Source organism: Candidimonas humi (assembly GCF_019166065.1).
Taxonomy (GTDB): Bacteria; Pseudomonadota; Gammaproteobacteria; order Burkholderiales; family Burkholderiaceae_B; genus Candidimonas; species Candidimonas humi.
In genome coordinates, this window is record NZ_JAHTBN010000001.1 from 633,759 (window position 1) to 652,349 (window position 18,591).

The following is an 18,591-nucleotide window of genomic DNA, read 5'->3' on the forward strand; positions in this document are numbered from 1 at the left end:
TTGTTTACGCCGGCGCTTTCAGGCCGGCACCGACGATATAGGCACCCGGTTCAGGCGGATCTCGGCCTGGGCCTGCGAGGCCTCCTGCAATAGCCGCATGCGCTGCTGGTCGACCAGGTCTTGCAGGGAAACAGAATCGAGATAATCGATCATTTTACGATTTAGCGTGGACCACAGTTCGTGGGTCATGCATTTGCCCGAACTGCCGATGCGCCCCACGGTGCAGTCTTCTTTGCCGCCACAGCTGGTGGCGTCCAGCGGTTCGTCGACCGCGAAAATAATGTCGGCCACCGTGATGTTGCGCGCCAGCCTGGCCAGCGAATAGCCGCCGCCCGGGCCGCGCACGCTTTCGACCAGTTCGTGGCGGCGCAGCTTGCCGAACAGTTGCTCGAGGTAGGACAGCGATATGTTTTCGCGCTGGCTGATGGCGGCCAGCGTCACCGGGCCGCTCTGCTGGCGCAAAGCCAGATCTATCATTGCCGTTACCGCAAAACGCCCTTTAGTCGTCAAACGCATGATGGTTTCCTTGATCTAGCCCGAAGTTTGCCCGCCTTGTGCGGCTGCAAAAAAGATATATCCGAGTAATTGACTCAAGTATAGCAAATTCCCGACTAAATTGCTGGGGATTTATTCGCCGAGGCTTCCTCGAAACAGCGATTGGACCAGCGTTTGCGAGGCCTGTTCCGGCGGCTGTGCCGCCAGTACGCCCCAAGGGCTCCGGGTTCACCCCTGTCGATCTCCTGGCGCCGCAGCAATGCTGCGTCCCGCTAGAGCAGTTACGGCGCGCTCATCCCATCAGCCGTCACTTTCCGGACGGGCTGCCCTCGAGAGGCTGCCCTTCCCGGCCGCCGTCTACGGCGCACTGGCGATGACGTGTCATCAGGGAAGTACCACCAAGAGTGGTGCCATCAAAGGAAGTGCCCTCAAGGAGTTGCCATCAAAGAAGCGCCGTCAAAGAAGCGCCACCAACAAAAAACCGCGCCGTAGCGCGGTTTTTTGTCGTAGAGGCAAGCCTGCTTCAGGCTGCCTGGTATTGGGTGGCGCGCTTGCGGACCAGTTCGAGCACGCCCTGACAGGCGTCTTCGAGGTAGTCGAGTACTTTGTTGAAGCCTTCGGGGCCGCCGTAGTAGGGGTCGGGAACCGTGGCTTCTTCGAATTCGTTGGCGAAGCGCATGAGCAGCATGAGCTTGTGCTGGTAGACCTTGGGGCACTGCTGCTGCAGGGCCGACAGGTTTTCCCAGTCCATGGCCAGGATAAGATCGAATTCGCGGAAGTCTTCGGGGGTCACCAGGCGGGCGGTGCTGCCGGAGATTTCGTAACCGCGCTTGCGGGCCGCAGCCTGCGCGCGTGCATCGGGGGGTTCGCCGATATGGAAGCTATGGGTGCCGGCCGAGTCCACGCCAACCACATCGGCCAGGCCCGCTTCGGCGACCATGTGGCGGAACACGCCTTCTGCGCTCGGCGAGCGGCAGATATTACCCATGCAAACGAAAAGTACCTTAGTCATCATAGGTGAAAGTGTGAGGGAAAACCCCAGATAAGGCAAGGATTTTTTGCAATGTCACATACACCTGCATGGTCATTGTTGACAAACTGAAAAACTTAATGACATTAAGGTGTTATCAGGCCTTTCAGGCAAAATGACAGCCCTCTTCAGCCCCCTTTCCAGGGGCTGGCCGCAAAGCGGTTGCGGCGGTGCAGCAAAAGGCCTTGCGAGGCCACCGGCAAACGCGCGCCTAACACCGCACTGAACATATCGGAGCCCCCGCGCGGGACACGCATCCGGCGCCGCGGCCTAAAAGCACTGCTCTGCTTTATCGATACGCATGTTGGTATTTGACAACAAATACATACAGAAAGCGGAATATTGCAATATAAGCCAGGCCACACCGGCGGACGAGCCGCCCCGAACCCGGCATCCGCCCCCGAGAGGCCTCGTTGCGTGGGCTGCGATCCGCAAATCGCTCTGCGCGGGGCCGCCCAGGGAGGCCCTCTCGCACTGCCCTGCTCTTCGGCACGCCTCGGGTCGGCAGCCCGACTGGACGGCCCGGCCCGGACTCTTCCCATGTGGGACACCTCGCGCAAACCGCCCGGCCACGGGCCGCCGCGTGGGTCGCTCTACACGGGCCGCCCTGTGCGGGTCGCCCTACGTGGGCCGCTAATTCATCAATGCCTGTTCTTTGAGGCGGTTCAGGGCATCGCGGGCGGTGGCCGCCTGTTCGAATTCCAGGTTGCGGGCGTGGTCCATCATGAGCTTTTCCAGGCGGCGGATTTCCTTGGCCAGGGATTTCTCGTCGCGCAGGACCTCGGCGGGAATGTCGTCCAGGGCGCTGGCGGGCGCGGGAGCGGCCATCACGCCGTCTATCAGTTCGCGCACCGCCTTGCTCACGCCACGCGCCGTGATGCCGTGCTGCTCGTTGAATTCGAGCTGCTTGTGGCGCCGCCTGGCGGTTTCGTCCAGGGCGCGCCGCATGGAATCGGTGACTCGGTCGGCATACAGGATGGCCCGGCCGTTGAGATTGCGCGCAGCCCGCCCTATGGTCTGGATCAGGCTGCGCTCGGAACGCAGGAAACCTTCTTTGTCGGCGTCCAGGATGGCCACCAGCGACACTTCGGGGATATCCAGGCCCTCGCGCAGCAGGTTGATGCCCACCAGCACGTCGAACACCCCGAGGCGCAGGTCGCGGATGATCTCCACCCGCTCGACCGTGTCGATGTCCGAGTGCAGGTAGCGCACCTTGATACCGCTCTCGGCCAGATAATCGGTGAGGTCTTCGGCCATGCGCTTGGTCAGGGTGGTGACCAGCACCCGCTCGCCGGCCTGCACGCGCAGCTTGATCTCGCCCAGCAGGTCGTCGACCTGGGTGAGCGCGGGGCGCACCTCGACTTCGGGGTCGACCAGGCCGGTGGGCCTGACCACCTGCTCGACGACATTGTCGGCATGATCGTGCTCGTAGGCGGCGGGGGTGGCCGAAACGAAGATGCACTGGCGCATGCGCCGCTCGAACTCTTCCAATTTGAGGGGACGGTTGTCCAGCGCGGAAGGCAGGCGAAACCCGTACTGCACCAGGGTTTCCTTGCGCGAGCGGTCGCCGCGGTACATGCCGCCGAGCTGGCCCATGGTCACGTGGCTTTCGTCGATGAACATCAGCGCGTCGGCCGGCAGGTAGTCGATGAGCGTAGGCGGCGGCTCGCCCGGCGCCGCTCCCGACAAATGCCGCGAGTAATTTTCGATGCCTTTGCAGAAGCCCAGTTCCTGCAGCATTTCCAGGTCGAAGCGGGTGCGCTGCTCGAGCCGCTGCGCCTCGACCAGCTTGCCATCAGCGGTGAGGTGGTCCAGGCGCTCGCGCAATTCCAGCTTGATGGTGTCGATGGCGCGCAGCACGGTCTCGCGCGGCGTGACGTAATGGGAACTCGGGAATACCGTGAAGCGCAGCACCTTCTGGCGGATCTTGCCGGTAAGCGGGTCGAACATTTCCAGCGACTCGATCTCGTCGTCGAACAACGTGATGCGCAGCGCCAGCTCGGCATGTTCCGCGGGGAACACGTCTATGGTCTCGCCGCGCGCCCGGAAATGGCCGCGCGAGAATTCCACGTCGTTGCGCTCGTACTGCATGGCCACGAGCCGCGCCAGCAGTTCCTGGCGCGCGATCGTGTCGCCGGTGCGCAGGGTCAGCACCATGGCGTGGTAGTCGCCAGGGTTGCCAATACCGTAGATGCACGACACCGTCCCCACGATCACCGTGTCGCGGCGTTCCAACAGGCTCTTGGTGGCCGACAGGCGCATCTGCTCGATGTGTTCATTGATGGACGAATCCTTCTCGATGAACAGGTCGCGCGTGGGCACGTAGGCCTCGGGCTGGTAATAGTCGTAATACGAGACGAAATACTCGACAGCATTCTTGGGAAAGAATTCGCGCATCTCGGCGTAGAGCTGGGCGGCCAGCGTCTTGTTGGGCGCGAGAATTATGGCCGGGCGGCCCGTGCGCGCAATGACGTTGGCCATGGTGTAGGTCTTGCCCGAACCCGTCACCCCGAGCAGTGTCTGGAACATGAGACCGTCGGCGATCCCCTCGGTAAGCGCATCGATCGCCGACGGCTGATCGCCGGCCGGCGGATACGGCTGGTAGAGCTGGAAGGGACTGCCGGGAAACTCGACGAAACCAGGAGCTTTCATGGCTGGACACACCTAGGGTAAACCCCTTATTATCACACTATTGCCCGTCAATTCACCACTTCTCATCCTTCCCCCCAAAACATGGACTCTCTCTTCGCCTCCGTCGAGCTCGCGCCGCGCGACCCCATACTCGGCCTCAATGAACAATATGGAGCCGACAAGCGCGGTAACAAGGTCAATCTCGGCGTGGGCGTCTATTACGACGACCAAGGCCGCATTCCCCTGCTCGAAGCCGTGCGCCGCGCCGAAATCAAGCGCGTCGAGGCCGCCGCAGCCCGCGGCTACCTGCCCATCGACGGCATCGCCGGCTACAACAAGGGCGCGCAAACCCTGCTGCTCGGGCAAGACTCGCCCCTGGTGGCCGAAGGCCGCGTGCTTACCGCCCAGGCCCTGGGCGGTACCGGCGCCCTGAAGATCGGCGCCGACTTCCTCAAGCAACTGCTGCCCGATTCCAAGGTCGCCATCAGCGACCCCAGCTGGGAAAACCACCGCGCGTTGTTCGAGCGCGCCGGCTTCGAAGTCGTGGCCTATCCTTATTACGACGCGGCTACGCACGGCGTGAACATCGAGGGCATGCTGGCCTTCCTGCGCCAGTTGCCGGCGCGCACCATCGTCGTCCTGCATGCCTGCTGCCACAACCCCACGGGCGTGGACCCCAGCTTCGAGCAATGGAAGCAGATCGCCCAGGTGTTCCAGGAAAAGCAACTGGTGCCCTTCATGGACATCGCCTACCAGGGCTTCGGCGCCGGGCTGGAAGAAGACGCCGCCGTGGTGCGCCTGTTCGCCGGCCTGGGGCTCGACATGCTGATCAGCTCGTCGTTCTCCAAGTCGTTCTCGCTGTATGGCGAGCGCGTCGGCGCGCTCACCATGATCTCGGGCGACCGCGACGAATCGACGCGCGTGCTCAGCCAGCTCAAGCGCGTGATCCGCACCAACTACTCCAACCCGCCCACCCATGGCGGCACCGTGGTTTCGATGGTGCTGAACACGCCCGAGCTCTACCAGCTCTGGACGCAGGAACTCGCCACCATGCGCGACCGCATCCGCGCCATGCGCGACCAACTCGTCGACAAGCTCAAGGCCCACGGCGTGAAGCAAGACTTCGAATTCGTGCGCAAGCAGCGCGGCATGTTCTCGTACTCGGGCCTCAGTGCGGCCCAGGTCGACCGCCTACGCGAAGAACACGGCGTATACGCGATAGCCAGCGGCCGCATCTGCGTTGCAGCCCTGAACAGCGGCAATATCGACTACGTCGCCGAAGCCATCGCCAAGGTGCTTTGATCGCAAGCCTTGCCGACCCATACGGGCCGGCGCAGGTAATCATGGGGCGGGCCGGAAACGGCCCGCCCTTTGCATTTGCCACGGCCGATGCCACCGCCATGGCATTTTCTTGCGGCTCGGGCGCATGCCGTTTTCGAAGCACTGCGGCCCAGCATGCTGCAAAACTCCGTACGCATTTGCGCCAAACTGGCTTCAGCCCGCGCAATACTTGATTTTTGGCTCGCGATGCGACAGAATTCGGACTGTATAAAAATACAGGCATATGCCGGGGCAACCATGGCCGTCAAGCTCACCGCGCGTCAGCAGCAAATCCTCGATCTCATCCGCAGCGAAATCGTGCGCACGGGCTTTCCGCCCACCCGGGCCGAAATCGCCCAGGCGCTGGGTTTCAAGTCCGCCAATGCCGCCGAAGACCACCTGCGCGCCCTGGCCCGCAAAGGCGCCATCGAGCTCACCGCCGGCGCCTCGCGCGGCATCCGCCTCAAAGACACGGCGAACCCCGCCGGCGCAGCGGGCGCATCCCTGCCGTCCAGCCTGTCTTCTTCTGCATCCGCCGTGGCCGCGACCCTTTCCGAAGGCCTGGCGCAGTTGCTGCTGCCCATCGTCGGCCGCGTCGCCGCCGGCAGCCCGATACTTGCCACCGAACACATAGAACGCGAAATCGGCGTAGAGCCTGCGCTGTTCGACCAGGCGCCCGACTACCTGCTGCGGGTGCGCGGCTCCAGCATGCGCGACGCCGGCATACTCGACGGCGATCTGCTGGCCGTACGCAAGACCCTCGAAGCGCGCAACGGCCAGATCGTCGTGGCCCGCATCGGCGACGACGTCACCGTCAAGCGCCTCGCGCGCAGCGGCGGCCGCATCCAGTTGCTGCCCGAGAATCCCGATTTCAAGCCCATCGTCGTGGGCCCCGAAGACGACTTCTCGCTCGAAGGCATAGCGGTGGGCCTGATACGCACCACGCCGCTGCACTGACTTCGCCGCGCCCCGGGCATCGTCCTCAGGGCTGCGGCCCTATGCCCGTGGCCTGGGCCGCAGACTCCACCCGCCACACGAGCCCTTCCATCTTTCTGCGGCTCATATGCTTCGAAGTCAGGCGGGAATCGACCCGGCTCACGATCACCGACTGCAGCGACGGCACGACGACCGCATACTGGCCCAGGTGCCCGTCCGCCCAGAAGGCCGGCCGCAATAGTTTTGCCCCCCGAGGGCGCTCGCCGCTGGCGGGAACGCTGGTCCACCACATGTATCCATAGCCCCCGGTCGCATTGTTCGAGTCGGGGCGCGTCGATTCGGCCACCCATGCCGCCGGCACGACCTGCCTGCCGCGCCAGCGGCCGTCGTGCAGGTACAGAAGCGCGAAACGGGCAAGGTCCCGGGTACTCATCCTGATCGGATACGCGGGGTAGCGGGTCGAGGGCTCGCCGCTCAAATAGCGCCCGTCCGACGGAAGATAGTCCTGCATGCCGATGGGATCCGCGATTTCCGTCTTCAGCGCCTCGAAAATACGCTTGCCGGTGGCCCTTTCGTAGATGGCGCCGACCGTATTGAAGTCCCAGTTGTTGTAATACCAGAACGTGCCCGGCGCATGGCTGTAGCGCGGCGGCTTGGACGCCTTCATACCGGCCGTCTCATAGACGCTGGCGTGATAGACGCCCGAACGGGCCTCCAGCAACATGCACAAGGTCGCCTCCTTTTCGGCCGGCGACAGCGACGGGGGCTCGTCATCGATGCCAAGTTGCCCCAGGGTGTCGTCCAGGCGCAGGAGGCCCCGCGCGACGGCGATTCCGACCAGGGCGCTCATGAAGCTCTTGCGGACCGAATAAAGATTGGACTTTCTCGAAATATCGCCCCACTGAGCGACGACCCAGCCATTGCGGACGATCATGCCGGCGGTCGAGCCTTCTTGTTTTGCGTACGCAAGCGCGCTTTCGATACCAGTCTGCGAGAACCCCTGCGTCGCCGGGTCAGCACGGGCCCATGCGGCGGTAGGGAACACGGATGTCGCGCCTTGCCCTTGGAACTGCGATGCCGCGGCCGCAGGCGGCGGCTCCGCCGCACACGCGGCCAGCATCGAGGCCGGGGCAATGAAAAGGGCCATGGCAGCGGTGAGGCGCAGGAGATAATTCACGAATCGCCCTCGCTGGCCTTGTGGCGCGGCTCAGTGCGAGGCAGGTGGCTGTATGTCGGCCGCAAGCCGAGCCAGATAGGCCTCGTCCTCGCGCGACAACAGGCCTTGCTCGCGCGCACGACCGATCAGGTCGGGGCGCCGCTGCCAGCTCAGGCGCAGCGATTGCCGGCGGCGCCACAGGGCAATATGGGCGTGATGGCCGGACAGCAGCTCGGGCGGCACGGCCGCGCCCTCGTAGACTTCCGGACGGGTGTAGTGCGGGCTGTCGAGCAGCCCGCTCAAGGCGGGGTTGAAAGAATCCTGCACCGCCGATTCGGCGTCGTTCAGGGCGCCGGGCAGCAGGCGCACCGCCGCGTCGACGATCGCCAGCGCCGGGATCTCGCCGCCCGAGAGCACGAAGTCGCCCATCGATACTTCTTCGGTAACGCAGCGGTCGATGAAGCGCTGGTCCACGCCTTCGTAGCGGCCGCAAACCAGGGTCGCCCCGCCCTCTTGCAGCAGGCGCTGCGCCATGGCCTGGTCGAAGCGCTTGCCGGTCGGGCTCATCAGCATGACGGCCCCAGGCGTCCCGCGCTGCGCCTGCGCGTCTCGCACCGCCTGTTCCAGCGGGCCGGCCATCATCACCATGCCGGGACCGCCGCCATAGGGGCGATCATCCACCGTGCGGTGCACGTCCCGCGCGTATTCGCGCGGGTTCCACAACACCAGCTCCCACAAGCCCTGCTTGTGCGCACGGCCCGTGACGCCCAGGTCGCGCACCGCCTGGAATATGTCGGGAAACAGCGTCACGATGTCAAAGCGCATGGCCCTGCCCCGGATGGATGAATAGAAAAATGATAAAAGGCCGGCTGCGTCAGAAATCGAGCGGCCAATCGCTGTCGATGCGCTTGGCGGCCAGATCCACCGCCCCGATGTGCGCCGCCACGAACGGCACCAATACCTCGAGAGGCCGCCCCTTGGCATCCAGCACGGGCACCGGCGCGCCCTGCGCGTCCAGCCCGGCGCGTTCCACGCGCAGCAAGGCGTGCGCACCGTTGTCGGCGACGTCCTGCACCACGCCGATCAGCGCGCTGGCGCCGTCTTCGGCGACACCGTACAGGCTGCAGCCGATCAGGTCGATCCAGTAGTACTCATCGTCTTCGGGCGCGGGGAACTCGCTGCGCGGCACCCATACCGTATGCCCCTTGAAGGACTCGGCAGCATTGCGGTCGGGAGACAAATCCAGTTGCGCGACAATGGCGGCGCCCTGCGGGCGGCTGGCCTGCACGCGCGCGTGGCGCGCATACGGCAAAGCGCCCGCACCCCCATGGACGGGAACGGGCGCTTTCAACCACCATGACGCGGTGTCGAGCAATACATCGGCCTGGGCCGAATGCGGCTGCACCTTCACCCAGCCCCGGATGCCGTACGCCGCGACAATGCGCCCGAGCTCTATCAGGTCGGGCGGCACGGTGGCGCTATGGCGGTCTTCAGGCATGGGCCGGGCACCGGCAGGCGCCGCAAGCGCTATGCCTGCGAGCGGCGCGAGCCATGCTCAGGCAGCGGCCTTGGCGGAGAATTCCTTGACCAGGCGAGCAACGGCCGGCGAAACCTGGGCGCCTTGGCCGGCCCAGTATTCGACACGGTCAAGCGCGAGACGCAGGTTTTCCTGGCCTTCGCCGCCGACGGGGTTGTAAAAGCCCACGCGCTCGATGAAGCGGCCATCGCGACGGTTACGCGAATCGGCTGCCACGACATTGTAAAACGGACGCTTCTTCGAGCCGCCACGGGCAAGACGAATCACAACCATGGGTAATCCTTTGAAAATTATGCGAAAAACGTGAGATTCTAGCACTTCGAGGGCAGATGAGCAAACATCCGGCCGGCAAAAAAGCGCGCGAGTCGAGAAAAACACAACAGCCGGGCAAGGCCTGCGGCCGCGCGGGCACGGCAACCCATTCTTGCCGCGGCGGTACGCAGCCCGGCGCAAACAAAGCGCGGCACCGCGAACGGCAGGCGCAGTATGTGGCGCCGCAACGCGCGGACCCGGCGGCAGAACAACCGTCTCAGCGGCGCGCCAGGAAATGCACCGAGGTCTCTCCCGACTCGATCTGGCGCAACAGCGGATTGCCGGTCTGCCTGGCAAAGGCCTGGAAATCGCGGACTGCGTGCGGGTCGGTGGTGATCACCTTGAGCACTTGCCCGGTGGTCAATTGCGCCAGGGCCTTCTTGGCGCGCAGGATCGGCAAGGGGCATTTCAGCCCCGTGGCGTCCACCTCGAGATCGGCCGCCGGCGCGGCATTGGTATCGCTAGTGTCGTTCATGATTGCAGGTCGACGCCGCCAGGCCGTCCCGGGCATCCGGCCGGACCCCGGGGCCGCGCAGATGGCGGCTGTAAAGAATAGCGTGGCGCCGCTTCATGTCAGTATCAGGCCAGGCGCTCGCGCACCCAGGGCTCGACGCCCGACATCGCCGCAGGCAGCGCGGCCACATCGGTGCCGCCGCCCATGGCCATGTCCGGCCGCCCGCCGCCCTTGCCGCCCAGGCGCGCGGCGACGCTGCCCACCAGCTCGCCGGCCTTGACCTTGGAAACCAGGTCCGCGGTCACGCCCGCTACCAGGCTGATCTTGCCCTCGGCCTCGGTGGCCAACAGGATCACGCCGGACTTCACGCGCCCTTTCAGGTCGTCGACGATGCCGCGCAAGGCCTTGGGATCGGTGCCCTTCAATTGCGCCACCAGCAGCCTGGCGCCGCCCAGCTCGACGGCCTGGTCCAGCAGGTCGGAACTGGCCAGCGCAGCCAGCTTGCTCTTGGCCTGCTCCAGGTCGTGCTCGGTCGTCTTGAGCTGGCCTTGCAGTTGGCCGATACGTTCGGTCAGCTCGGCCGGCTGCGATTTCAGCATGCCCGCGGCGCGCTGCAAGGTGGCCGAGGTCTGCTGCGCCCAGGCCAGAGCGTTGTCGCCCGTGATCGCCTCGACGCGGCGCACGCCCGCGGCCACGCCGCCCTCGGACAGAATCTTGAACATGCCGATATCGCCCGTGCGCTGCACGTGCGTGCCGCCGCACAGTTCGCGCGAGAAGCCGATATCCAGCACACGCACCGTATCGCCGTACTTTTCGCCGAACAGCGCCATGGCGCCGCCCTTGACCGCGTCGTCGTAGGCCATGATCTGCGTGCCGACCGGCTCGTTCTTCAGCACCTCGGCATTGACGATGCGCTCGACCTCGGCGATCTGCTCGGCCGACATGGGCGCGTCGTGCGCGAAGTCGAAGCGGGTCTTGTCGGGGTCGACCAGCGAGCCACGCTGCTGCACGTGACCGCCCAGCACCTGGCGCAAGGCCTTGTGCATGAGGTGCGTGGCGGAGTGATTGCGCATGGTGCGGGCGCGGCGCTGGCCGTCGACCTGCGCATCCAGCGTGTCGCCCACGGACAGCGTGCCGCTGGCCAGCCGGCCGTGATGGCCGAAGACCCCGCTCTGGATTTTCTGCGTATCGGCCACATCGAAGCGGGCCTGCTCGCCTTCCAGGACGCCGGTGTCGCCCACCTGGCCGCCCGATTCCGCATAGAAAGGCGTGGCGTCCAGCACCACGACAGCCTGCTGCCCGGCCTGCACAGAGTCGACCTCTGAGCCTTCCACATACAGCGCGGTGACCTTGCCCTGGCCGGCCAGATGCTCATAGCCGTCGAAGCGGGTCTGTGCGCCGTGGTAGCTAAGGCCTTCGGCGGCCTTGAACTTGCCGGCCGCGCGCGCCTGGTCGCGCTGGCGCGTCATCGCCTGGTCGAAACCTTCGAGATCGACCTCGACCTCGCGCTCGCGGCAGATGTCGGCCGTCAGGTCGACCGGGAAACCATAAGTGTCGTACAAGGTGAACAGCGTGTGGCCGTCCAGCGTGCCCTGCGCGGGCACATCGGCCAGCGCGGCATCGAGAATGCGCATGCCGTTTTCCAGCGTCTCGCTGAAGCGCTCTTCTTCCTGGCGCAACACCTGCTCGACGCGCTCCTGCTTGGCGGCCAGCTCGGGATAGGCTTGGCCCATCTGCTGCACCAGGTCGCCCACCAGCTTGTGGAAGAAAGGCTGCGTCTGGCCCAGCTTGTAGCCATGGCGCAGCGCGCGGCGCACGATGCGGCGCAAGACATAGCCGCGCCCTTCATTGCTGGGAATCACGCCATCGACCACCAGGAAACTGCAGGCGCGTATATGGTCGGCGATTACCTTGAGCGAATTGTTCTGCAGATCGGCCGTGCCTGTTTCACGCGCAGCCGCCTTGATGAGCGCCTGGAACAGGTCGATCTCGTAATTGGAATGCATATGCTGCAGCACCGCGGCGATGCGTTCCAGGCCCATGCCGGTATCGACACAGGGCTTGGGCAGGCGCGGCATATTCCCCGCGGCGTCGCGCTCGAACTGCATGAACACCAGGTTCCAGATCTCGATGTAGCGGTCGCCGTCTTCTTCGGGAGAGCCCGGGGGCCCGCCCCAGATCTCGGGGCCGTGGTCGTAGAAAATCTCGGAGCATGGCCCGCAAGGGCCCGTGTCGGCCATCTGCCAGAAATTGTCCGACGCGTAGCGGGCGCCCTTGTTGTCGCCGATGCGCACAATGCGCTCGGGCGGCACGCCGATTTCCTTGGCCCAGATGTCGTAGGCCTCGTCGTCTTCCTGGTAGACCGTCACCCACAGCTTCTCGGCCGGCAGCTTGTATACCGCAGTCAGCAATTCCCAGGCATAGCGTATGGCATCCTGCTTGAAATAATCGCCGAAGCTGAAATTACCCAGCATTTCGAAGAAAGTGTGGTGCCGCGCGGTATAGCCTACGTTTTCCAGGTCGTTGTGCTTGCCCCCGGCGCGCACGCAGCGCTGCGAGGTAGTGGCCCGCTTGTAGGGGCGCGTCTCCTTGCCAGTGAACACGTCCTTGAACTGCACCATGCCCGCGTTGGTGAACAACAGGGTCGGGTCATTGGCCGGCACCAGCGGCGAGGACGGCACGATCTGGTGGCCCTTGGATTCGAAGAACGATAGGAACTTCTGGCGGATTTCGGAGGTTTTCATTACAGAAAAACGCTGGCTTGATGGGTAATCGTCGATTATAGAGGGTGTGACAAAAAAAAAGCCAAGGCCACGCCCAAAGCACCCCACACCCCGACGAACCAGGCCCACACCACCCACCAGCCTATAGAACAAGTGGAGAGAATGGGACATCTCCCGCAGGCGAGCGGGTCACCGAGCCGAAGGGAAATACCCCATTCCAGGCCGCACTTGAAGAACCCGCACCCCGCCGAACCAAAACCCACAACCCCCGCCCGTCCGCAGAGCCAGCGGAGAGAACGGGGTGCCTCCTGGAGGCGAGTGGGTCATCGAGCCGGAAGGAGGTACCCCGTTCTAGGCCGCGCCTAAAGAACCCGACAGCTCGACGAACCAAACACATCACATGAGCAAACGCCCTACTCGATGCACAAATAACCCGTAGTGCGACCATCCGGCGCAGGCTGGTTGCCGCTATCTGAAATCTGCACCACAGTGAAACCATTGGGACACGAACAAGCATCGGTCAAGGGATTCGCGGTCGACGCCCCGCTCGAATTGCGGCAGCCATACAGACTATTGATGGAAAAACCGCCGCCCGCCCCGCCGATGCGGCGCCACGAGCCCGACCGGCACATCAGCAGCCCGCCATAATATTCGCGCGCCACCGCCCCCGTCTGCGCGCAAACCGCGCCGGCATTTTCCTGTGCCTCGATCGTCACATAATCCCGCACCTTCAGCGAACCACGCGTCTCCAAATTGCCCGCCACACTCGCCCTGCCCTGGAAATCGGGATCGCGCGCATCCCCCACCCGCAGATAAGCCAGGTGCGCGAGATTGGCTGCAGTCACCGCCATGGCCAGCGTGCCGGCCGGCAAGGCCGGCATATCCGCGGCCGGCGGATTGTCGTAGCCGAAGGCCGGGCCCAATATCTGCGCCGCGTTGCGGGCCTGCACCGCCCCGCCCCAACCCTGGGCGCCCAGCAGCCAGTGCGCCAGCATGTGCTCGTCCACCGCGCCTCGGCGCAACAAAGGACGGCCGCTATAGACCAGGGCCTCGATGCGGCAGTCGCCCGCATCGGGACAAGCGGCGCCGCTGCGCAATATGCGCAACGACACCGGCATGCCCAGCGGCCCCAACTCGGGAAAACCGCGCGACAGCAGACCGTCGGCCCGCAGCTCCGCCAGGCTGGGCGCGGACCAGTCAACATAGCCGCGCCCGGCAAGCGCCTGCGGGTCCGCGGCGCCGGCCAGCTCGCGGTCGTAGCGCTCTATATACGCCTGCGCCGCCTGGCGCACCGTCAGCATCCAACCGGCCAGGCTCCTGGCCGCCGCCGCGTCCAAAGCCAGGGCCAGCGCATGTGCGCCCCAGACCGCCAGCAACACTGCCAGTGCAGCAGCCAGCATCAACTCCAGCAGTACATAGCCGCGCTGGCAACTGCCGGCCGGCCCGCGCGACGTGCTCCTGGCGCGAGTCCCACGCGCAACGCGGGCCGCGAAGGCTTGCGATACAACGAACATGCCGCGCGGCGCCCGCGGCCCCAAAGACATGCCTGGCCGGGCTGGCCGCATCATCCGGCCACGAACACGAAAGTATTGACGTCCCCCTTGGCGCAATGCGATTGCGCTGCCATGGCGCTATAGGCAACGGTATCGTCCTTGATCGTCACGGCCGCCTGTCCTCCCGCGGCCACGCTCATGTTTTCCGAAACGCGCTGCATCACCGAGGCGATGGCAGGGCAAGCGGCATGGCTGACATTGCTGAGCGTGATGGAAAAGGCGGCACCCGCCTCCACCGGCTCGACCGTGACCTGGCCGTCGCTGCCCAGGCCATGCATCACCTTGACGTTGGCGTCCTCGCCGCTGACCGACAGCACGCCCGAATCGCGCAGCAGGCTGGCAAGATTCGAGGTCTGTATAGCCTCATAGGGCAAGGCCGTGCCCGGCGCAGCATTGACCCGGGCTTGCGCGATGAAGCGCGCCAGCTCCTCGCCCACCCTGGGCACCTTGTTCTCCACCACGTAACTGCCTATGGCCGGTATGCCGATGATGGCCAGCAGCAGCACGATGGCGGTGACGATGGAAACCTCGACCAGAGAAAAGCCGCGCTGGCCGTCATAGCAGCGCCACGCGCCGCGGCCCTGTCCATGGTCTTTTCCGTTTCCCTGTCCATGGTCCTGTCCGTTTCCCTGCCCATGGTCCTGCCCCTGCTCCCGTCTCTGTTCCTGTCCGCGTTCTTGGTCCCGTTCCTGCTCCTGGCTCCGCAGCCAGGAAGAATCGACTGCGCCGGCGGCCATGCCGGCTGCCTGCGGTGTCGTGGAAATATTGCGAGTGGACATGGGCTGTCTCCTTGGTGTTGGTCGTCCGGGATTTTCCGGGCGGTGGATGGTTGTCGTGGGTATGAACACAAATGCACAAATGAATTAAGGGCCGTAGGCGGTGAACTATGGGCTGCGGGCTGGACTCGCCAGATCGAACCGGGGTACTCAGGCAAACAGGCTGTCCAAGAAAAAACGCAAGGAATACGCCGCAGACGAAACACGCGGCAACGCCCACGCAAGCGACACGCGCTACTGGCTCGCATAGAAAAACGTCAAGGCGCGGCGCAGCTCGTCGATGACTGCGTAATGCCACAGGCCCAGACCCAGCAGGCCGGCCACGCAGGCCAGCAGCAAGGACCAGCGCAGCATGGCGGCCTGGTGCGCCACCGAGACCAGGATGCGAGTAAGCAGGCGTTCGCGGGCCGCCAGCAGCCCGGGCTCCAGCCCTCGCGCCAATGCCATGTCGGCGAGAAACCAGTACAGTTCGCGATCCAGCAGACCGGTGTCCAGTGTGGCGGCCCCGGTCACGCCGGCGTCGATGCGGCCCAGCATGGCGTCGATATGCCACTCGGCCCAAGGCGCGGCGCAGGCCTTTTGCATCCCGAGCGCGGCGGCCAGACGCATCGATCCGGCCCCAGGCCGCTCGAGGATGGCGCCCAGCACGGCAAGAAAGCGGACGGCGTGGAAATGCCGGTAGAGGCGCCACGGCCCATGGCGATCCAGCACTGCTCGCAAAGCGCCGGTGAGATTCGGCAGCGACCACAACAACAAGCCCAGGCTCGCGGCCAGCCCCGCTACCGCCATCGGCCAATATGCCTGTACCCACGCCGAGAACTCGAACAGACGGCGCGTCAGTATGCCCAGATACTCGTCGGGAACCGCCTGGAAGGTCTGGCGCAGGCGCGGCGCGGTATAGGCCGGTACCGCCAGCACCAGGCCCGACAGCAACAACAGTGCCACCAGCGCCGGCCAGAGCGCCGCAAACAGTAGTTCTCGGGCCCGGCCCACCAATCGCGCCACCTGGCCCAAATCGTGCAGGGTGCGCGCCAGCGCCTCGTTGCCTTGCGACTGGGCGGCCGCGATCAGCCCCAGTTCCATCGCCGGCAGGCTTCCTCCCCAAGTCCGCAGCAAGCTGCCGCCGCTGTCCTGGTAGGTTTGCGCCCAGCGCCGCGCCAGCCGGCCGCGCAAAGTGGCAGAGCCATAGCGCGCGGCATCGGCAAGAAATATGCCGTGCAGAGTGCGCCGCCCCTGCTCGCCCTGCATCAGGGCCGCCAGATATTCGTAATAGTCGGCACGCCGGCTGCCGAACAGCAGGCCGTCGAACGCCTGGGCCAGGCGCGAGACGGCATCGTGCAGCATCCCCGCGGCCCGCACGCGTTTGGCCGGACTGCCGCCCGGGGCGTTCGGGATCGTGGGGCGGGAAGCCCTGGCGCCCGCGGGTTTCATGCCACCACCCTCAGGCTCGCACCGTCGCGCAGTTGCAGCAGACGTTCGCAGGTTTCGAAGGACTGGAACCGGGCCTCGATCTCGCGCGGATCTATCTCGCCCGCCAGAGCTTTGCATACGGCGCTGTCCATGGCGCTATGCCAGGAGCCTGTGTCCATGCCGGGCGCAGGGCGGTGTCCGGCATGCCCGTGCAGGAAACCGTCGCCTGGCGCCGCCGAGCCGCGGCGCACATAATCGAAAAAGCCCGGCGCCAATTGCGGCTCGAGGTATTCGGCCGCCACCGTGCGGCCATTGCAGCCGTCGAGTTCCGGCACCTGCGGGTTGCGGCAGCGGGAACAGCCCTGCGGGTTGCGTATGCGCAGCGCGGCCGGGTCGCAGCCGTACAGGCGCCGCAAACGCTCGAGCCATGAACGCCAGGCCGCGCCGTCGCGCTGCCGGCCGTCCAGCCCCGGCGCACCAGCCAGCAGCCGGCTCGCGGGCCATGCGCAGTGCTCGCACAAACGGGGCAGCAAAGCCTGATACACCACCAGCTTGAGTATGCCCGGCGTGGCCAGGAAGTCGCGCGGTATGCCTATGGCCTCCGAGGCCAGACGTTCGCAGGCCAGCCAGGCCGAGGGTGCGTGCGTGGTGGTGTACAGGCTCGCGCCGGAGCCCGCCAGGTCGACGAAAGCGCGGCCGGACTCGCGATCGCGGATTTCCCCAAGCAGCACGTCGTTCATGGCCGCGCGCTTCAGGGCCCGGAGCTTGGCGGCATACACGCTCGCGCCGCCTTGCGCGCCCGCATCGCGCGCCACGGTATTCTGTATGGCCCCTGGGATGAGGTATTCGACCGGGTCCTCGATGGTGATGATCTTGCGGTGCGCGGGGATGCCCGCCACGAGACATGCCAGCGTGGTGGACTTGCCCGAGCCTACCGTGCCGGCGAAGACGATGGCGCCGCCTTCGGAATGCATGGCGCGTTCTATGGCCGCTACCTGCTCGGGCAGATAGCCCAGGCTTTCCAGGCCATGGCCAAGCGCGAGATTGTCGCGTTCCAACAGACGCAGGCAGACGCTGGGGCCCCTGTCGGCCGCCAGCGAAGCCCAGCGCAGCACGATCGGCCGGCCGTCGACATGCCGGCACAAACGCCCCTGCTGTTCGATCTGCGGATCGAACACCACGCCGTTGCCGCCTTCGATCTCCATCCACGCCACGGCCAGCATGTCGGCCAAGGTACGCGTAGGCAGGCGGCGAAAGCGCTCCGGTTCGACATAGCGCCCGGCGATCGTGAACTTGACTTCCGATTCGGGCCGGTTCCAATGCACATTCAGATGGATGTCGCTGGCGCCGTGGCGCGCACCCCACTCGACCACTTCCTGGAAGACCTCGACCAGGGCGCTGCGGGCCCGCTCCGCACCAGCCATGCCCTGGCGCCACCCCGCCCGGTCCTTGCGCGGATCGAACTGGCCGCGCGCCACCGACAGCAGCAGCGAGGCATCCAGCGCATAGCGCTGCGGCGTGGCCAATGCATAGCCCTGCGCCTGGACACGCCTGGCCAGTTCGTCGGCCAGGTCGCTGCCCACGTGTTCGGGCAAGGCGAAGATCGCCACGCAGCCATCGTCGAGTTGAACCGGACACATGCGGCCGGCCAGGGCCTGGACACGCAGTTCCGCGGCCAAGGGGCGCATTCCTCCCGTAATGGCGGCGCGCAGTGCATCGGGGCCGCGTATGTCCAGTGCGCTGGACGCATCGAAACGCGGGACCGGAGCCTGCGGGCGCGTTCGGGCTTGAGCGAGGTGTCCTGGGCGCGCGAACATCTCAGCCTCCCGCCCATTGCGAAGGATGCAGGCACAGCGTGTGCGCCTCGCCGCGGCGTTCCAAGTGCACGCAAGATCCGGTGATGCCATGCAGGCGATATGCCTGCGCGTCGGCCTTGGCCCCCAGGGGCAGTGGCTGGCCGCGCAGATATACGAGCGGGCGCGATCCGACCCGTACTTCGGCCAGCAGCTTCTTGCCCACGCCATAGATGGCGAGCAGCTTGAGCCCTTCCCTGCCCGGCCCCGCACCGGCAGGCGCCGAGTCGGAATAGCGGTGATTACGCGCGCGGCCGCGCGCCAGTTCCAGCGCCTCGACAGTTTCCAGGTGCATCAGTTCGCGCACCGACATTTGCTCGGCCGCAAGCGTTCCGCCATCGGGCCCGAGACCGGGCGCCGCGCCCTGCGCCTGCGGCGTGCCCGGCCCGGATGCGCCCTGCCTCG

Annotated in this window: 15 protein-coding genes and 1 pseudogene; 2 read left to right on the forward strand and 14 right to left on the reverse strand. The window is 65.6% G+C overall.

Annotation, left to right across the window (positions count from 1 at the left end; all coding sequences use genetic code 11):
* Positions 1-18 precede the first annotated feature (18 nt).
* From KVP10_RS02785 to uvrB, 3 genes are all read right to left on the reverse strand, one after another.
* On the reverse strand, positions 19-516 hold the full coding sequence (locus KVP10_RS02785; RefSeq protein WP_217962915.1) for a Fe-S cluster assembly transcription factor: 498 nt from the start codon (positions 514-516) through the stop codon (positions 19-21).
* A 502-nt stretch (positions 517-1,018) separates the two neighbouring features.
* Positions 1,019-1,510: a low molecular weight protein-tyrosine-phosphatase gene (locus KVP10_RS02790; RefSeq protein ID WP_217962916.1), complete on the reverse strand. Its 492-nt coding sequence runs from the start codon at positions 1,508-1,510 to the stop codon at positions 1,019-1,021.
* A 648-nt stretch (positions 1,511-2,158) separates the two neighbouring features.
* The gene (uvrB, locus tag KVP10_RS02795) at positions 2,159-4,177 is read right to left on the reverse strand and encodes an excinuclease ABC subunit UvrB (RefSeq protein ID WP_217962917.1); all 2,019 of its coding nucleotides are present in this window, start codon (positions 4,175-4,177) and stop codon (positions 2,159-2,161) included.
* 81 nt (positions 4,178-4,258) lie between these two features.
* On the opposite strand from uvrB, the gene KVP10_RS02800 reads away from it, so the two are divergent.
* The gene (locus KVP10_RS02800) at positions 4,259-5,458 is read left to right on the forward strand and encodes an amino acid aminotransferase (protein WP_217962918.1); all 1,200 of its coding nucleotides are present in this window, start codon (positions 4,259-4,261) and stop codon (positions 5,456-5,458) included.
* A 276-nt stretch (positions 5,459-5,734) separates the two neighbouring features.
* Positions 5,735-6,433, forward strand: coding sequence for a transcriptional repressor LexA (lexA, locus tag KVP10_RS02805; protein WP_217962919.1), 699 nt, complete (start codon positions 5,735-5,737; stop codon positions 6,431-6,433).
* Between the two features lie 25 nt (positions 6,434-6,458).
* On the opposite strand, the gene KVP10_RS02810 is transcribed toward lexA, so the two are convergent.
* The 11 genes and pseudogenes from KVP10_RS02810 to KVP10_RS02860 form a co-directional block, all read right to left on the reverse strand.
* Positions 6,459-7,589: a serine hydrolase domain-containing protein gene (locus tag KVP10_RS02810; protein WP_217962920.1), complete on the reverse strand. Its 1,131-nt coding sequence runs from the start codon at positions 7,587-7,589 to the stop codon at positions 6,459-6,461.
* A gap of 30 nt (positions 7,590-7,619) precedes the next feature.
* Positions 7,620-8,393, reverse strand: a complete 774-nt coding sequence (gene trmD / locus KVP10_RS02815) for a tRNA (guanosine(37)-N1)-methyltransferase TrmD (RefSeq protein ID WP_217962921.1) — start codon at positions 8,391-8,393, stop codon at positions 7,620-7,622.
* 49 nt (positions 8,394-8,442) lie between these two features.
* Positions 8,443-9,066 (reverse strand): ribosome maturation factor RimM, encoded by a 624-nt coding sequence (gene rimM / locus KVP10_RS02820; protein ID WP_217962922.1) that lies wholly within the window; start codon positions 9,064-9,066, stop codon positions 8,443-8,445.
* 57 nt (positions 9,067-9,123) lie between these two features.
* Positions 9,124-9,378, reverse strand: coding sequence for a 30S ribosomal protein S16 (gene rpsP / locus KVP10_RS02825; RefSeq protein ID WP_088601872.1), 255 nt, complete (start codon positions 9,376-9,378; stop codon positions 9,124-9,126).
* 256 nt (positions 9,379-9,634) lie between these two features.
* Positions 9,635-9,892: a sulfurtransferase TusA family protein gene (locus tag KVP10_RS02830; RefSeq protein WP_217962923.1), complete on the reverse strand. Its 258-nt coding sequence runs from the start codon at positions 9,890-9,892 to the stop codon at positions 9,635-9,637.
* 104 nt (positions 9,893-9,996) lie between these two features.
* Positions 9,997-12,615 carry an alanine--tRNA ligase gene (gene alaS / locus KVP10_RS02835; protein WP_217962924.1) on the reverse strand — a complete coding sequence of 873 codons (2,619 nt, stop codon included), beginning with the start codon at positions 12,613-12,615 and terminating at the stop codon, positions 9,997-9,999.
* Between the two features lie 392 nt (positions 12,616-13,007).
* Complete coding sequence (locus KVP10_RS02840) at positions 13,008-14,108, reverse strand: hypothetical protein (RefSeq protein ID WP_217962925.1); 1,101 nt, start codon at positions 14,106-14,108, stop codon at positions 13,008-13,010.
* A 50-nt stretch (positions 14,109-14,158) separates the two neighbouring features.
* A pseudogene (locus KVP10_RS02845) lies at positions 14,159-14,698 on the reverse strand (type 4 pilus major pilin); the annotation flags it as partial.
* A gap of 459 nt (positions 14,699-15,157) precedes the next feature.
* Entirely contained in the window at positions 15,158-16,354 is a 1,197-nt protein-coding gene (locus tag KVP10_RS02850; protein ID WP_246600253.1) for a general secretion pathway protein, read from the reverse strand.
* A complete protein-coding gene (locus tag KVP10_RS02855; protein WP_217962926.1) occupies positions 16,351-18,150 on the reverse strand; it encodes a GspE/PulE family protein in 1,800 nt (599 codons plus the stop codon). Before KVP10_RS02855 ends, KVP10_RS02850 begins: the two co-directional genes overlap by 4 nt.
* A gap of 1 nt (position 18,151) precedes the next feature.
* Positions 18,152-18,499 (reverse strand): hypothetical protein, encoded by a 348-nt coding sequence (locus KVP10_RS02860; RefSeq protein ID WP_217962927.1) that lies wholly within the window; start codon positions 18,497-18,499, stop codon positions 18,152-18,154.
* Between the last annotated feature and the right edge of the window lie 92 nt (positions 18,500-18,591).

Excerpts from the sequence above, each read along its gene's own strand:
- KVP10_RS02785 (WP_217962915.1), bottom strand. The coding sequence starts at position 516 with ATGCGTTTGACGACTAAAGGGCGTTTTGCGGTAACGGCAATGATAGAT.
- KVP10_RS02790 (WP_217962916.1), bottom strand. The coding sequence starts at position 1,510 with ATGATGACTAAGGTACTTTTCGTTTGCATGGGTAATATCTGCCGCTCG.
- uvrB (WP_217962917.1), bottom strand. The coding sequence starts at position 4,177 with ATGAAAGCTCCTGGTTTCGTCGAGTTTCCCGGCAGTCCCTTCCAGCTC.
- KVP10_RS02800 (WP_217962918.1), top strand. The coding sequence starts at position 4,259 with ATGGACTCTCTCTTCGCCTCCGTCGAGCTCGCGCCGCGCGACCCCATA.
- lexA (WP_217962919.1), top strand. The coding sequence starts at position 5,735 with ATGGCCGTCAAGCTCACCGCGCGTCAGCAGCAAATCCTCGATCTCATC.
- trmD (WP_217962921.1), bottom strand. The coding sequence starts at position 8,393 with ATGCGCTTTGACATCGTGACGCTGTTTCCCGACATATTCCAGGCGGTG.
- rimM (WP_217962922.1), bottom strand. The coding sequence starts at position 9,066 with ATGCCTGAAGACCGCCATAGCGCCACCGTGCCGCCCGACCTGATAGAG.
- rpsP (WP_088601872.1), bottom strand. The coding sequence starts at position 9,378 with ATGGTTGTGATTCGTCTTGCCCGTGGCGGCTCGAAGAAGCGTCCGTTT.
- KVP10_RS02830 (WP_217962923.1), bottom strand. The coding sequence starts at position 9,892 with ATGAACGACACTAGCGATACCAATGCCGCGCCGGCGGCCGATCTCGAG.
- alaS (WP_217962924.1), bottom strand. The coding sequence starts at position 12,615 with ATGAAAACCTCCGAAATCCGCCAGAAGTTCCTATCGTTCTTCGAATCC.
- KVP10_RS02840 (WP_217962925.1), bottom strand. The coding sequence starts at position 14,108 with ATGTTCGTTGTATCGCAAGCCTTCGCGGCCCGCGTTGCGCGTGGGACT.
- KVP10_RS02850 (WP_246600253.1), bottom strand. The coding sequence starts at position 16,354 with ATGAAACCCGCGGGCGCCAGGGCTTCCCGCCCCACGATCCCGAACGCC.
- KVP10_RS02855 (WP_217962926.1), bottom strand. The coding sequence starts at position 18,150 with ATGTTCGCGCGCCCAGGACACCTCGCTCAAGCCCGAACGCGCCCGCAG.
- KVP10_RS02860 (WP_217962927.1), bottom strand. The coding sequence starts at position 18,499 with ATGTCGGTGCGCGAACTGATGCACCTGGAAACTGTCGAGGCGCTGGAA.